Here is a 13,797-nt window from a genome sequence, read left to right on the forward strand (position 1 = left end):
TTCGCCCGGTTCGGGTGCGATGCGCTCTCGGCGTCGGCTATGCCTGGTCTTGGCGAGGGGAGCGCCATGACCGTCGAAGTCGTGCTGCTCGACGATGTGACGACGTACGTGGCCGGGCGGCGGGTGGCCGCCGGCCCGGCCAAGCAGCGGTGCGTGCTGGCGGCGCTGGCGATGGAACCGAACCGGGTGCTGCCGGTCGAGCAGCTGGCCGAGCGCGTGTGGGGCGCGGATCCGCCGCCGCGGGCGAAGGCGACGCTGGCCAGCTATGTGTCCCGGCTGCGCCACTTGCTGCCCGTGGAGGTGGTGGGGCGCTCCGGCGGATACCTGCTGGCGATCCCGGAGACGGCGGTCGACCTGCACCGCTTCCGTGCGCTTTGCGCGCGCGCCCGCGCCGCCGAGGACGGCTCCGCGGCGGACTTGTTCGACCAGGCCATCGCCCTGTGGCGCGGCCCGGCCCTCGGCGGGCTGGACAGCGACTGGGCCACCCGGCAGCGCCGGCAGCTCGAGCGGGAGCTGTTCGACGCCGGGTGCGACCACACCGACCTCCGGCTGCGCACCGGCCGGGAGCAGGGCCTGGTCACGGAACTGGCCGCTCGGGCGGCGGATCACCCCTGGGACGAACGGGTTTCCGCCCAGTACATGCTCGCGCTCTACCGGGCCGGCCGCGTCGCCGACGCGCTGGCGCACTACCGCTCCCTGCGCGACCGGCTCGCCGAGCAGCTCGGCACCGATCCCGCGCCGGGGACGCAGGAACTGCACGCGCGCATCCTGAACGCCGATCCGGCGCTGGCCGCGCCGCGCCGGGACGCGGTGACCCTGCCGCCACCGCGTCAGGTCCCGGCTTCGCCGTCGGCGTTCGTCGGGCGGGACGCCGAACTGGCGGCGCTCGACGCGGCGATCGCGGACGCCCGCGGCGGCGCGGTGGTGCTGTCGTCGATCGCCGGTGCGGGCGGCATCGGCAAGACGTGGCTGGCGCTGGACTGGGCCCGCCGCAACGCCGACCGCTTTCCCGACGGGCAGCTGTTCGTCGACCTGTGCGGCTTCAGCCCGTCGCTGCCGCCGATGGCGCCGGCGGCCGCGCTGCGGGGTTTCCTGGAGGCGCTGGGCATCGCCGGGACGGCGATCCCGTCGACCACCCAGGGCATGGCCGGCCTGTACCGCAGCGTGCTGGCCGGCCGGAAGATGCTGGTGGTGCTGGACAACGCCGCCGACTCGGCGCAGGTCGTGCCGCTGCTGCCGGCCGGTTCCGCGTGCGTGGTCGTGCTGACGTCCCGGCGTTCGCTGACCGACCTGGTGGTCCGGCACGGCGCCCGGCCGGTCCCGCTGGACGTGCTGAACCCGCCGGAAGCGCGCCGGCTGCTGGCCGCCCGGCTCGGGTCCGCGCGGCTGGCCGCCGAGCCCGACGCCGTGGACGAGCTGCTGGCCTACTGCTCGGGGTATCCGCTGGCGCTCGGGATCGTCGCCGGCCGCGCGGCGGTCACGCCCAAGCTGTCGCTGGCGGCTCTGGCCGCGGAGTTGCGGGAGACCGACAGCCGGTTGGACGCGCTCGACGACGGCGTGGCCACGAGCCTGCCGGCGGTGCTGCGGTCGACCTACGAGACGTTGCCCGCCACCCACGCACGGTTGTTCGCTCTGCTGGGGCTCGCGCCCGGGCCCGACATCGGGGTGCACGCCGCCGCCGCGCTGGCCCGGCTCACCGTGGCCGGGACGCGCCAGGCGTTGCGCGCCCTGGCGGATCTGCACCTGGTCGAACAGCACGCTCCCGGCCGCTGGCGCCTGCACGACCTGATCCGGCTGTTCGCCATCCGGTGCGGCCGGCGGGATCTCGCGGCCGCGGACCAGGAGGACGCGCTGGCCCGGCTCGTCGAGTTCTCCCTGCACACCGCGGCCGCCGCCGGCTCGCTGGCCGAGCCGCTGTACCCGGTGCCACCGCTGGACCCACCCCGCCCCGGGTGCGGGCCGCGGCGCTTCGCCGGCCGGGCCGAAGCGGTCGAGTGGTTCGGCGTCGAGATGCCCAACCTGCACGCCGCGTTCCGGCTCGTGGCCGAGCGCGGCTGGGGCGACGTGCTGTGGCGGTTCGCGTGGAGCCTCGACGTGGCGCAACGACGCCAGGGCCGGGTGCGGGAACGGCTCGAGTCGTGGCGGGCGGCGCTGGCCTCGGTGGCCCCGGAAGAGCCGGCCCACGTGCGCATGGTCGTCCACGCCAATCTCGGCCACGCCGCGGCGCACGCCGGCAGCCACCGGGAGGCCGGCACGCACCTGACCGAAGCGTTGCGCCTGGCCGAGCAGTCCGGTGACCTCGCCGCGCAGGCCCGCACGCACGTCATCCTCGCGCAGGCCTACGGCCAGCAGGACGAGCCCGCCGCCGCGCTGGAGCACGCGACCACCGCGCTGCGGCTGCACGACCGGCTGGACCTGCCGCACGCCAAGGCCGTCGCGCTGAACTCGGTCGGCTGGTACCACGCCCGGCTCGGGCAGTACGAGCCCGCGCGGGAGCACTGTGCCGCTTCGCTGCGGCTGATCCGCCGGCTCGGCCACCCGACGCTGGAACCGGATGTGCTGGACAGTCTCGGCTTCATCGCCGACCACACCGGCGAGCACCAGGCCGCCGTCGGCTACTACCGCCAGGCCGTGACCGCGTACTTGGCCTGCGGCGGCGAGTACTTCGCCGCCGACACCCTCGAACGGCAGGGCCGCGCCCACGAAGCACTCGGCGACCGGCGCGCGGCGCGGGACACCTGGTCGCGGGCGCTGGCGATGTACCGGCGGCAGCACCGCGAGGAGGCGGCGGCCCGGCTGCGGCGGTTGTTGTAGACCGCCGGGCGCGAAATCCGTGGACCACCCGGCGGGCGGCCGGTACCACGGGAAGGTGACCTCCTACGACGCCATCGCCGACTGGTACGAAACCACGCTCGTCCCCAGCTGGCGGGCGGACCCGCTCGAGTTCGGCCCGATGCTGCGGGACCTGCTCGGACCGGGCACGGGACCGTGCCTGGAGCTCGGCTGCGGCACCGGCGCCCACGCCGGCCGGATCCGGCGGCTGGGCCGCACCCCGCTCGGCGTCGACGTCTCCACCGGGATGCTGCGCCACGCCGCGGCCCGGTTGCCCGTCGTGCGCGGCGACGCCACGGTGTTGCCGATCGCCACCGGTGCGCTGCCCGCCGTCGTGGCGATCATGGTGCACACCGACATGCCCGAATACCCCACAGTGCTGCGCGAAGCGGCCCGGGTCCTGGCGCCCGGCGGGGTGCTCGTGCACCTCGGCGTGCACCCGTGTTTCTGCGGCGGGTTCGCCGACCGCACCGACGCCCGGGCCGTCGTCATCCGGCCCGGCTACCGGGAGCCCGGCTGGACGAAGGAGTCGTGGACCGACCAGGGCCTGCGGGACAAGGTCGGTGCCACCCACCGGCCGCTGCCCGCGCTGCTGGGCGCGGTCCTGGACGCGGGGCTCGTGTTCGAGCGGTTCGCCGAAGGCGGCGCGCCGACGCCGACGGTCTTCGCGTGGCGGGCGAGAAAGCCTTACGCCGAAGGAACCAACTGCTGATCGTCCGGGCCGGGTCGCTATTCTCCCGCGATGACTGGGGAAGTCCGAATCAGTGATCAAGCACGCGCGGTGGCCGGCCGCACGCTGGACGCGGCGTTGCGCGAAGGCCGGCTCGATCTGGCCGAGTACGAACGGCGGCTGGTGGTCGTCCAGGCCGCCCGGGTGCGCAAGGACCTGACGCCGGCCGTCGCCGATCTGCCCGATGGTTCCGGCCGCACCGGCCCGGGACTGCGGATCGCCGCCGCGGACCGGGAACGGGCGCTGGTCCGGCTGGCCGCCGCCCTGACCGACGGCCGCCTCGACGCGCGCGCCTACGCCGACGGCGAGGAACTGCTGAACCGAGCCGTCACCTACGCCGACGTCGACGCCGTCGTCGGCCACCTGGACGCCAAGGCCAGCCTCGCCGAGCGCGATCAGGCCGTCGCGCGCGTCGAGGCCGCGGTCGCGGGCGGCCTGCTGGATCCGGCCGAGCAGCACGACCGCGTGGCCGCGATCCGGCGGGCGACCACCGACGCCCAGCTGGCCGCCCTGGTGGCCGACCTGCCCGCCGGTTCGGGCCCGGCCCGGTCACCGCGCGCCTCGCACGCGGACCGGGAAGCCGTGGTGGCGCAACTGCACGACGCCGTCGAGGCGGGGGTGCTCGACCTTCCGGAGTTCGACGAGCGGGTGCGCGCGGTCTACGCGGCACGGCTGCGCGACGAGCTGGCGAGGCTGGTGGCGGACCTGCCGCAACCGGCCGCGGAACCAGCTCCGCCCGGGGCTGTCCTGCCCCTGGCACCGCCCGTCCACGTTCCCCCGGCGGCGCCGTCGCTTCGGGACGGCAAGAACTCCCGCCTGCTCGCCAGCCTGGCCGGCTTCACCATGACGGGCAGCGTGGTCGTCCTGGGCGCACTGGGTTTGGGCCTCTTGGCCGTGCTGGCGGCGATCGGTGGGGCGATCCTGGTGACCGTGCTCGTGGTGCGCAGTATCCGCATCACGACGGCGGCCATCGACGGGGAGTCCGCCGCTCGTGCCGCGGAGTGGGATCGCCGGATGGCCCCGCCGCCGCTCGCCGAAGCGACGTGGGTCGACGTGGACCCGGCCGAGTGGACGCCGAAGGAGCGGCCGCCGCGCCCGCGAACGCGGGTCCAGCCGGCCCCGCCGACGCTGGAGCAAGCGACGTGGGCCGACGTCGCCCCGGCCGAGTGGACGCCCGAGGAGGAAGAGGAGCCGCGCCCGCGGACGCTGGGCCGGCACAAAGGCGACCTCCTGTCGATGACGGCCCTGGTCCTGCCCGACGGCACCCCGGTGGCGATCACCGGCGGCCGGGACAACAAGGCCCGGGTGTGGGACCTGAACGACGACTCGTGGCGGCACACGCTCGACGGCCACACCCACGACGTGGTGGGCATCGCCGCCATGGTCCTGCCGGACGGTGTCCCGGTCGCGGTGACGGTCAGCCCGGACCGGACCGCCCGCGTGTGGGACCTCCGTGACGGGTCGCAACGTGGTGCGCCGCTGAAAGTGGGCTACGAGCCGCACGGGGTGAGCTGCCTGTCCCTGGCCGACGGCACGCCGGTCGTGGTCGTCCACAACGTGTCCGAGGGGATCCGGCGGTGGGACCTGCGGGACCACAAGGCGCTCGGGAAGGTCGGCAACGGCGACTACGACGTTTTCGTCGACCGGATGCACCCGGTGGTGCTCCCCGACGGCCTGGCGGTCGCCCTGGCCACCGACTGGGAGGGCCCGATCAAGGCGCTGGACCTGACGACCGGCAAGACCCGGTTCGAGCTGCGCGGCCACACCCATTCCGTGCAGGCGATCGACACCGCGGTGCTGCCCGACGGCACGCCGGTCGCGGTGTCGGTGAGCGGGGACAAGACGATCCGCATCTGGGACCTGCAGCGCCGCGCCCTGCGCCACACCATCACCGGCCTGATCGACGTCCTGGAAGCGGTCGTGTGCACGTCCCTTCCGGACGGCACCCCGATCGCGGTCGCCTGCGACTACGAGCGGAACACGACGGTGCGGGACCTGAGGGACGGTTCCGAGCTGCCGCACCGGCTCGAGCTGTGGGGCAACCTCCTCGGCGCGGTCGCGCTCCCGGACCGGACGCTGGTCCTCGGACTGGCCGACGACGACTCCGCCGCGGCCGTCCACGAGCTGACCTAGGCGCTGACCTGCCGGGCCCGGTGCTCGGCGACGTGCACCCTCGTCGCACAGCGCGTCGAGCAGAACCGGCGACGGCCGTTGCGCGAGGTATCCACGTACGCCGTTTCGCAGCCTTCGCGGCCGCAGATGCCCAGGCGGTCCGGGGCCTCGCACACCAGGTGGGCCAGCCCGCCCGCGGTGTACGCGCGGACCCGGCCGACCGGCCCGGCGTCCTCCGCCGAGTAGTGCAGGTGGGGTGGCTTGCCGTCGTGGGTGGTGATGTACGGGCGGCACGCCGCTTCGGCCAGCAGCTCGTTGACCAGCTCCGGACGGTCGCCGGCGTCGGCGGCGAACACCGGCCGCAGGCGGCGGGCCCAGGCACCGATCAGGGCCGCTTCGCCGTCGGTCAGGGCCCTGATGGCCGCCATGCCGTTGCGGACCATCCCGTCCAGGAGCTCGCTCGAGGATCCGGCGTTCACCAGGTCGGCGGCCACCAGCGCGGCCGGGCCACCGTAAGGGTTGAAGTGCACTAAGCCATTACAGCACGATCGGGGCATGGACCGGAACCGTTGCCCCCGCTGCGGCTGGCCGCTCGCCGAACTCCCGGCGGCCGCGGCGCAGCCCGTCACTCCCCGGCTCGACTACGTGCGCTGCGTCTGCGGCAGCTGGCTCGCCCGCTGGGACGGCGAAGTCGTCGGCGCGACCCGCTCGGCGCCGTGACTCAAAGGTCGAGTGCGCCCGCCGCGTTGTCGTTCCACTGGTCGACGCGGCGGATGTACTCGTACAGCGCCCGGCTGCCGCGCACCCAGCGGCCCTGATCGGCGATCGCGAGGTCGTCGGCCCCGGCCCGGCGGGCCTCGGTGGCGAACCCGGACCGCAGCGAGTGCCCGGTCACCGGGTACGGCAGCCCCGCGCGCACACCCGCCCGGGTGAGGATCTGGTTGACGCCGGTGGTGCTCAACGCGGGCTCGCCGACGTTGCCGTGCCGATCCACGCGGCGGAACGCCGGCCCTTCGGTGATGCCCGCGCCCGAGCGCCAGGCGTGCCAGGCCCGCACCGGGTCGGTGTCGGCGTTCTCGCGCCGCGGGACGACCATGTCGCCGGTGCTCTTGCCGTGCCGGACGGTCACCGCCAAGCCCCGGTCGTCGACCGGCTGCACGTCGGTGACCAGCAGGTTCGCCAGATCGGAGCAGCGCGCGGCGATGGGGAAGCCGATCAGCAGCATCGCCCGGTCGCGCGCGCCGGCCAGGGTGTCGGGACACGCGCGCGACATCGCCCGCAGGTCGGCGAGGGTGACCATGGTGGCCTTGCCGCGGCCGCGCTGGACGCCCTCCCGCGCCAGCCGCTGCCGATATCCCTTCAACGCCCGCCACGCGGCGCGGCTGGCTTCGGGGTCGACGATCACCTTGTGGTGACGCAGCCCGGCGAGCGCGCCGGTGAGGCGCCGCTCGATCGTCGACGGCGCCGCCGGGGCGGCCCGTTCGGGGACTTCGGGCACGGCCCGTTCGTCCGGCCGCAGCGTGCGGCCGCGTTCCAGCCACACGACGAACCCGGTCAGCGCGCCGATCGTCGCCGACAGCGGCGGGATCCCGGCTTCGGCGGTGTAGTCCTGCCAGACCTGCCAGTCCTGGGCGTAGGCCTTGAGCGTGTTGGGCGGCCGCTGCTCGTCGACGTGCCGGGCGGCGGCCTCGTCCAGCAGCGCCAGCCGTTCGCGGGCGCTCAGCGCGGCGTCGGTCACCGGTTCCAGCTCGGGCACGCGCCGAGGTTACGGGATGTCGATCTCCGCGGGCAGGAACCGGTCCAGGGCGTCGGCCACCTCGCCGGGACGTTCCAGCGTCTGGATGTGCGGAGCACCGGTCACGACCTCGAACTTCGCGCCACCGCCGATTCGGCCGGCGATGGCCGCCATGCCCTCGACCGTGATCGACGCGTCCGCGTCGCCGGCGAGCGCCAGCGCCGGTGCCAGGAAATCGCGAAGCCGTTCGTAGACGTCGAGACCGCCGTAGCCGCGCCAGATCGACGCCCAGGTGGCCGGGTCGAACGAGGCGACGCATTCGCGGGCGTAGCGCACCTCGTCGGTGTCGGCTTCGAGTGCTTCCGGGGTGAACCAGCGTTCCAGCGTGGGCGCGACGAGCGCGGTCATGCCGTCGGTTTCGGCGAGCCGCGCGCGCTGCTCGAAGGCCTCGGGCACCGGCCGGTCCGGTGCGGCCATCAGCGTGAGCGATGCGAAGCGCCCGGGCGCGGCGACGGCGGCGGTCTGCGCGATCGCCCCGCCCAGCGACAGCCCGGCGACGTGGGCGGTGTCCAGTTCGAGCGCGTCCAGCACGGCCACGAGGTCGGCCGCGGTGGCCGCCATGGTGAACGGCAGCGGCGCCGCGGCGGCGCTGCCGTGCCCGCGCACGTCGTAGGCGAACACCCGGCGGCCTTCGGCGAGGCGGTCGAGTACCGGGTCCCACATCCGGCGGTCGAGGCCGAGGGAGTGGACGAGCAGCACGGCGGGTCCCCGGGTGCCGCGAGCGGTCACCGTGGTCTCGTGGTCGGAGGCGTTGACCTTCACGCCTTGATCCTCGCAGTGGCGCCCACGGAGAATCCGTGCCGGGTGACTGTCGATCCACGCGGGTGCCGTTCGTATCAGCGTCGGAAGCCCGATCCGAGGAGGACGACGTGAAGCAGTACCTGCTCAGCATCTACCAGCCCGACGGCCCGACCCCGCCGCCGGAGGTCCTGGACGGCATCGTGCGCAAGCTCGACGCGCTGAACGCCGACCTCAAGGCCGCTGGGGCGTGGGTGTTCGCGGGCGGGCTGCACCCGCCGTCGAGCGCCACCGTGCTGCGGGCCGCCGACGGCGACACCCTCGTCACCGACGGCCCGTACACCGAAGGCAAGGAACACCTCGGCGGGTTCACGATCATCACCGCGCCCGACCTCGACGCCGCGCTCACCTGGGGCGGCCGGCTCGCCGACGCCGTCGCGCCGCTGCCGGTCGAGGTGCGCCCCTTCCGCGGATGAGGGTCGAGGAGGTCTTCGCCGCGGAGTACGGCCGGGCCGTGTCGGTTCTCGTGCGGGTCTTCGGCGACATCGACGTCGCCGAGGAGGCCGTGCAGGACGCGTTCGCCGAGGCGGTCCGGCGGTGGCCCTCGGCCGGGCTCCCGCCGAGCCCGGCGGGCTGGATCATCACCACCGCCCGCAACCGCGCCGTCGACCGGCTGCGCCGCGAGGCCGCCCGGGCGGACAAGCACGCTCAGGCCGCGCTGCTGCACGCGGAAACCGAGCCCGTGGAGGAGGGCGCCGTGCCCGACGAGCGGCTCCGGCTGATCTTCACCTGCTGCCACCCGGCGCTGGCCCGGCCCGCGCAGGTCGCGCTGACGCTGCGGCTGCTCGGCGGGCTGACCACGGCCCAGATCGCGGCCGCGTTCCTGGTCGCCGAGCCGACGATGGCCCAGCGGATCGTCCGGGCGAAGAACAAGATCCGGGACGCGGGTATCCCGTACCGCGTCCCGCGGGACGCCGACCTGCCCGCGCGGTTGGCCGCGGTGCTCGCCGTGCTGTACCTGATCTTCAACGAGGGGTACGCGGCCAGCGCGGGGGAGGAGCTGGTGCGTGCCGAGCTGTGCCGCGAGGCGATCCGGCTCACCCGCGTCCTGGCGGGGCTGATGCCCGACGAGCCCGAGGTGTGGGGTCTGCTCGCGCTGATGCTGCTGATCGACGCCCGCCGCGAGGCGCGCACGACCGCGTCCGGCGAGGTCGTCCTGCTGGCCGACCAGGACCGGTCGCGCTGGGACGCCGGGCTGATCGCCGAGGGCCAGGAGATCGTCCGCCGCTGCCTGCGCCGCAACCAACCGGGCCCGTACCAGATCCAGGCGGCGATCCAGGCCGTCCACAGCGACGCGCCCACGGACTGGGCGCAGGTCAAGGCGCTGTACGACCAGCTGCTGGCCCACACGCCGACGCCGGTGGTAGCGGTGAACCGGGCGGTGGCGGTCGCCGAGGTCGACGGCCCCGCCGTGGCGCTGGAACTGGTCGAGCGCCTGGAGCTGCCGCGGTTCCCGCTGTTCCACGCGATCCGGGCGGACCTGCTGGCGCGGGTGGGCCGCCGGGAGGAGGCGGCCGCGGCTTACGCGGCGGCCATCGAGCTCACCCGCAACGCGGCGGAGCGCGCTCTCCTGGAACGGAAGCGCGCGTCAACCCTGAGTTGACATTTCGGGGGGTCCTAGTTTTTCCGGCCCCCATTCCGGCCCTTGTCGGCCCCTCGCTCATCCACCTGATTCTGAGTTGGGATATGTGACCTTATCCGAACTCAAAACCGTCATCATCTATCTTCTGATTTTGAACAGTTGCTTCTGGTTCTAATCAGAAGCTTTGATAGGGTGCGTGCCATGACGGAAGACGCTGGTCAGGTGCGGGTATGCGAGTACCGGAGGTGCGGAGCGCCGCTGCCACCGGCGGTGGGGCGCGGGAGCCGCGCGCGGTTCTGCCAGGACGGGAAAACCTGGGGCCGCCGCAACCTCAGCTGCCGGGACGCCGAAGCTGTGCTCGCGGACGCCGAGTCGCTGCGGGAGAGCGACACGGAGCTGGACGACACCGCCGTCACCGCGCTCGCCGGCCAGGTGGACCGGGTGCTCGAACCGGCCCGTGGGCTCGTCGAGACCCTCACGACGCTGCGCCACCAGCTCGAGGCGACGACCGCCACCGCGCTGGCCGAACGGGACGCGGCTTTGGCCGAGGCCGACGACCACCGCCGGCAGCGTGGCCGCGCGGAAGCCGAAGCCGCACAGGCCCGCGACGTCGCCGAGACCGCCGTTGCCGAGGCGGCCGCGGCGGAGCGGGAAAAAGCGGGCGCGCTCGGGGAGCGGGATGAGGAGCGGGCCGCCCGGCGGGTTGCGGTCCAGGAGCAGCAGCGGGCCGAAGGGCAGCTGGCCGCGGTCCGCGACGAGCTCGCGCGGGTGGCCGATCGGGCCGATGCTTCCGCCGCCCTCGCCGGCGAACGCGCCGCGGTGATCGCCACGCTGACCGCCGAACTGACGGCCGCCCGGACCGCGCTCGAGGAAGAACGCGGCCGCGCTCAGGCCGCCGCCGCGCGCGCCGATGCCGTCCAGGAACGGGCCCGCGAAGACCAGGCCAGGGCGACAGCAGCCCACGAAGCCGCGCTCAACGCCGCTCGCGACGACCACGCCAGGGCGGTGGCGGCCCACGAAGCTGCCCTCGACCGGGCCCGCACCGGGTTCGACCAGCGGCTCACCGAGATGCAGGCGGCGCACGAACAGACCGTCCGGTCGATGCACGAAACCACGACCAACCTCGGCGCCGAACTGCGTACCGCGGCCGGCCGGGCCGACACCGCCGAACGTGAGCTGGCCGGCGTGCTCACCACCCTGCGCGGCACACCCGAGCTCCCCGAAACACTTAAGCAGTTACTTGACCGTTGGCTGCCACGGGGTTAACTTAAGTAGGTGCTTAACCATGAGGAGTCGTTGGACCTGGTGTTCCGCGCCCTGGGCGACCGGACGCGGCGGGCACTGGTGGAGCGACTCGTGCACGGCCCGGCGTCGGTCAGTGAGCTGGCCGAGCCGCTGACCATGTCGCTCGCCGCCGTCGTGCAGCACCTGCAGGTGCTGGAGACCGCCGGGATCGTGCGGTCGGAGAAGGTCGGCCGAGTCCGCACCTGCCGGATCGAACCGGAGGCGCTGCGTGCGGGTGAGCACTGGCTGGGGCGCCAGCGCACCGCGTGGGAGAGCAAGCTCGACCGGCTCGGCGACTTCCTCGCCGGCCCGGAGACCGCGGAAGGGAGCACGTCATGACCGTTTTGCACAGCACGTTCAGCCTCGAGCGCACCTACCCGGCGCCGCCGGAGCGGGTGTTCGCCGCTTGGGCCGACCCGGCGGCGAAGAAGCGCTGGTTCGTCTCGAAGGGCGAGCACGAACTGGACTTCCGCGCCGGTGGCCGGGAAGCCGTCGAAGGCCGCACCCCCGCCGGTGGCGTGCTGAGCTTCGTCGCCACCTACCACGACATCGTGCCCGAGCAGCGGATCGTCTTCACCGGCACGCTCAGCGGCGACGACGGGCTCGCGACCGTTTCGACGACGACCGTGGAGCTGTTCGCCGAAGGGGACGGCACGCGGCTGGTGCTCACCGAGCAGGACACCTACCTCGACGGCGCCGAGAAGCCGGAGTGGCGCGAGCAGGGCACCGGCGACTGGCTCGACCGGCTCGGCGACGAACTGAAGTCGTGACGGCTCAGTCCGCCGCGAGGGGAGCCGCGGCCGGCTTGGCCCCTCGTGTTCGGGTCCGGTAGTGCTGCGGGCTCGCCCCGAACTCGCGCTTGAAGGCGGCACTGAGGGCGAACGCGCTGCCGTACCCCACCTGGCGGGCGATCGAGGCGATCGTCGTCTCCGGGTGCTGGCGCAGCAGGTCCGCGGCCAGTGCGAGCCGCCACCCCGTCAGGTACGCCATCGGGGTCTCGCCCACCGCGGCCGCGAAGCGGCGGGCCAGTGCGGCCCGGGACACGCCGACGTCGGCCGCGAGCTTGGCGACCGTCCACGGTTCGGCGGGCTGGTGCTGCAGCAGCCGCAGTGCCTGGCCGATCACCGGGTCCTCGTGCGCCCGGTACCAGGCCGGGGCGCGGGTGTCCGGCCGGTCGAACCAGGCGCGCAGCGCGGCGATCAGCAGCAGGTCCAGCAGCCGGTCGAGGACGGCTTCCTGGCCGGGGACGTCCCGGCCGATCTCGGTGGCCAGCAGCCCGGCGAGCGGGGTCGGCCAGTGGGTGGCGCGCAGGACGATCAGCGTGGGCAGCGCGGCGATGAGCTTCCTGCTGAGTTCGCCTTCCATGCCGTAGGTGCCGGTGAGCAGCACGACCGGGCCACCGGTGCCCCAGGTGCGGACGCCGAGGTCGGCGTAGGCGCTCAGGTGCCCGCCGTCGGGGGTGCGGCACTCCTGGCCGGGCAGGATGAGCGCCTGCGGCGGGGTCGACGGGTGGTCGGCGACCAGGTACGGGTCCGGGCCGCGGGCGATCGCGACGTCACCTTCGCCCAGCAGGACGCCGCCGCCGCCGTCGGGCACGATCCACGCTTCGCCGCGCACCACCGAGACCACGGTCAGCGGTGCCCGGTCTTCGATGCGCAGTGCCCACGGCGGGGTCAGCACCGAGCGCAGCAGGAACGCGCCGTGGGCGCGGGGGCCGTCGAGGAGCGCGGCAAGCGGGTCCATGCCCCTGATCGTAGACGCTGGAACATGCAATCAAGGCTTTGAACCATGGAGAGTCTCACCGGGGGCCGCTTGACTGACCGGCATGACAACGAACTTCCTGGTGGTGGGCGGCACCGGCAAGACCGGTCGCCGGGTCGCGGACCGGTTGCGGGAACGCGGTGGGACAGTGCGGATCACGTCGCGGCGCGGGACGCCGCCGTTCGCCTGGAGCGACCGCGGGACCTGGGCGGAGGTGCTCACCGGCGCCGACGCGGTCTACCTGACCTACTACCCCGACCTGGCGGTGCCGGAAGCCGCCGGCGACATCCGGGCCTTCACCGATCTCGCGGTGGCGGCCGGGGTCCGGCACCTGGTGCTGCTCTCCGGCCGCGGCGAAGAGGAAGCCGAGGCCTGCGAAGGGATCGTCCGGGCGGCCGGGACGGGCTGGACGATCCTGCGGTGCAGCTGGTTCGCCCAGAACTTCAGCGAGCACTTCCTTCTCGACGCCGTCCGCGCGGGCGAGATCGTGCTGCCGGCCGGGACGGTGACGGAGCCGTTCGTCGACGTCCGCGACATCGCCGACGTCGCGGTGCGGGTGCTGACCGAGCCCGGCCACACCGGGCAGCTGTACGAGCTGACCGGGCCGCGGTTGCTGAGTTTCGCCGACGCGGCCGCGGAGATTGCGGCCGCCTCCGGGCGGGATGTCCGCTATGTTCCGGTTTCGGCCGGGGAGTTCGCGGCCGCGGCGGCGCGTCAGGGTGTGCCCGAGCCGGAGGTGGGCGCGCTGACCGAGCTGTTCGCCCACGTCCTCGACGGCCGGAACGAATCGGTCACCCACGACGTGGCGCGGGTGCTGGGCCGTCCGGCGACGGATTTCGCCGAGTTCGCGCGGGAGGCCGCGGCGACCGGGGTCTGGACGCGGTGAAGGGGAAGGGGAAACCG

Annotated in this window: 14 protein-coding genes; 10 read left to right on the top strand and 4 right to left on the bottom strand. The window is 74.1% G+C overall.

What is annotated here, in order from left to right; all coding sequences use genetic code 11:
* The first annotated feature begins 66 nt into the window (after nucleotides 1-66).
* From CCN39_RS13410 to CCN39_RS51705, 3 genes are read left to right on the top strand one after another with little or no spacing between them, the layout of a single operon-like run.
* Complete coding sequence (locus CCN39_RS13410; protein ID WP_086841879.1) at nucleotides 67-2,814, top strand: AfsR/SARP family transcriptional regulator; 2,748 nt, start codon at nucleotides 67-69, stop codon at nucleotides 2,812-2,814.
* A 55-nt stretch (nucleotides 2,815-2,869) separates the two neighbouring features.
* Nucleotides 2,870-3,544 (top strand): class I SAM-dependent methyltransferase, encoded by a 675-nt coding sequence (locus CCN39_RS13415; RefSeq protein WP_086841948.1) that lies wholly within the window; start codon nucleotides 2,870-2,872, stop codon nucleotides 3,542-3,544.
* A 30-nt stretch (nucleotides 3,545-3,574) separates the two neighbouring features.
* On the top strand, nucleotides 3,575-5,695 hold the full coding sequence (locus CCN39_RS51705) for a DUF1707 domain-containing protein (protein WP_086841881.1): 2,121 nt from the start codon (nucleotides 3,575-3,577) through the stop codon (nucleotides 5,693-5,695).
* Here the strand turns inward: CCN39_RS51705 and CCN39_RS13425 are convergent.
* Nucleotides 5,692-6,204 (bottom strand): CGNR zinc finger domain-containing protein, encoded by a 513-nt coding sequence (locus tag CCN39_RS13425; RefSeq protein ID WP_086841883.1) that lies wholly within the window; start codon nucleotides 6,202-6,204, stop codon nucleotides 5,692-5,694. The genes CCN39_RS51705 and CCN39_RS13425 overlap by 4 nt on opposite strands.
* Before the next feature lie 25 nt (nucleotides 6,205-6,229).
* On the opposite strand from CCN39_RS13425, the gene CCN39_RS50695 reads away from it, so the two are divergent.
* Nucleotides 6,230-6,394, top strand: coding sequence for a hypothetical protein (locus CCN39_RS50695; RefSeq protein ID WP_167455070.1), 165 nt, complete (start codon nucleotides 6,230-6,232; stop codon nucleotides 6,392-6,394).
* Between the two features lies 1 nt (nucleotide 6,395).
* Here the strand turns inward: CCN39_RS50695 and CCN39_RS13430 are convergent, their stop codons facing one another.
* Complete coding sequence (locus tag CCN39_RS13430) at nucleotides 6,396-7,430, bottom strand: site-specific integrase (protein WP_086841885.1); 1,035 nt, start codon at nucleotides 7,428-7,430, stop codon at nucleotides 6,396-6,398.
* A gap of 9 nt (nucleotides 7,431-7,439) precedes the next feature.
* Nucleotides 7,440-8,231: an alpha/beta fold hydrolase gene (locus CCN39_RS13435; protein WP_086841887.1), complete on the bottom strand. Its 792-nt coding sequence runs from the start codon at nucleotides 8,229-8,231 to the stop codon at nucleotides 7,440-7,442.
* A 107-nt stretch (nucleotides 8,232-8,338) separates the two neighbouring features.
* Between CCN39_RS13435 and CCN39_RS13440 the strand changes: the two genes are divergently transcribed.
* The 5 genes from CCN39_RS13440 (at nucleotide 8,339) to CCN39_RS13460 (ending at nucleotide 11,903) form a co-directional block, all read left to right on the top strand.
* The gene (locus CCN39_RS13440; protein WP_086841889.1) at nucleotides 8,339-8,683 is read left to right on the top strand and encodes a YciI family protein; all 345 of its coding nucleotides are present in this window, start codon (nucleotides 8,339-8,341) and stop codon (nucleotides 8,681-8,683) included.
* Nucleotides 8,680-9,870, top strand: a complete 1,191-nt coding sequence (locus CCN39_RS13445) for an RNA polymerase sigma factor (protein WP_086841891.1) — start codon at nucleotides 8,680-8,682, stop codon at nucleotides 9,868-9,870. Before CCN39_RS13440 ends, CCN39_RS13445 begins: the two co-directional genes overlap by 4 nt.
* Nucleotides 9,871-10,050: 180 nt before the next feature.
* Nucleotides 10,051-11,115, top strand: a complete 1,065-nt coding sequence (locus CCN39_RS13450) for a coiled-coil domain-containing protein (protein ID WP_244210768.1) — start codon at nucleotides 10,051-10,053, stop codon at nucleotides 11,113-11,115.
* A gap of 9 nt (nucleotides 11,116-11,124) precedes the next feature.
* Nucleotides 11,125-11,472, top strand: a complete 348-nt coding sequence (locus CCN39_RS13455; protein ID WP_086841893.1) for an ArsR/SmtB family transcription factor — start codon at nucleotides 11,125-11,127, stop codon at nucleotides 11,470-11,472.
* Nucleotides 11,469-11,903 (top strand): SRPBCC family protein, encoded by a 435-nt coding sequence (locus CCN39_RS13460; protein ID WP_086841894.1) that lies wholly within the window; start codon nucleotides 11,469-11,471, stop codon nucleotides 11,901-11,903. The genes CCN39_RS13455 and CCN39_RS13460 overlap by 4 nt, the downstream gene beginning before the upstream one ends.
* Nucleotides 11,904-11,907: 4 nt before the next feature.
* On the opposite strand, the gene CCN39_RS13465 is transcribed toward CCN39_RS13460, so the two are convergent.
* Nucleotides 11,908-12,876, bottom strand: coding sequence for an AraC family transcriptional regulator (locus tag CCN39_RS13465; RefSeq protein WP_086841896.1), 969 nt, complete (start codon nucleotides 12,874-12,876; stop codon nucleotides 11,908-11,910).
* An 82-nt stretch (nucleotides 12,877-12,958) separates the two neighbouring features.
* Between CCN39_RS13465 and CCN39_RS13470 the strand changes: the two genes are divergently transcribed.
* The gene (locus CCN39_RS13470) at nucleotides 12,959-13,780 is read left to right on the top strand and encodes a Rossmann-fold NAD(P)-binding domain-containing protein (RefSeq protein ID WP_086841897.1); all 822 of its coding nucleotides are present in this window, start codon (nucleotides 12,959-12,961) and stop codon (nucleotides 13,778-13,780) included.
* Nucleotides 13,781-13,797 lie beyond the last annotated feature (17 nt).

This window comes from Amycolatopsis kentuckyensis (genome assembly GCF_002155975.1).
In the GTDB taxonomy this organism is placed as follows: Bacteria; Actinomycetota; Actinomycetes; order Mycobacteriales; family Pseudonocardiaceae; genus Amycolatopsis; species Amycolatopsis kentuckyensis.

Excerpts from the sequence above, each read along its gene's own strand:
- CCN39_RS13410 (WP_086841879.1), top strand. The coding sequence starts at position 67 with ATGACCGTCGAAGTCGTGCTGCTCGACGATGTGACGACGTACGTGGCC.
- CCN39_RS51705 (WP_086841881.1), top strand. The coding sequence starts at position 3,575 with ATGACTGGGGAAGTCCGAATCAGTGATCAAGCACGCGCGGTGGCCGGC.
- CCN39_RS50695 (WP_167455070.1), top strand. The coding sequence starts at position 6,230 with ATGGACCGGAACCGTTGCCCCCGCTGCGGCTGGCCGCTCGCCGAACTC.
- CCN39_RS13445 (WP_086841891.1), top strand. The coding sequence starts at position 8,680 with ATGAGGGTCGAGGAGGTCTTCGCCGCGGAGTACGGCCGGGCCGTGTCG.
- CCN39_RS13450 (WP_244210768.1), top strand. The coding sequence starts at position 10,051 with ATGACGGAAGACGCTGGTCAGGTGCGGGTATGCGAGTACCGGAGGTGC.
- CCN39_RS13460 (WP_086841894.1), top strand. The coding sequence starts at position 11,469 with ATGACCGTTTTGCACAGCACGTTCAGCCTCGAGCGCACCTACCCGGCG.
- CCN39_RS13465 (WP_086841896.1), bottom strand. The coding sequence starts at position 12,876 with ATGGACCCGCTTGCCGCGCTCCTCGACGGCCCCCGCGCCCACGGCGCG.
- CCN39_RS13470 (WP_086841897.1), top strand. The coding sequence starts at position 12,959 with ATGACAACGAACTTCCTGGTGGTGGGCGGCACCGGCAAGACCGGTCGC.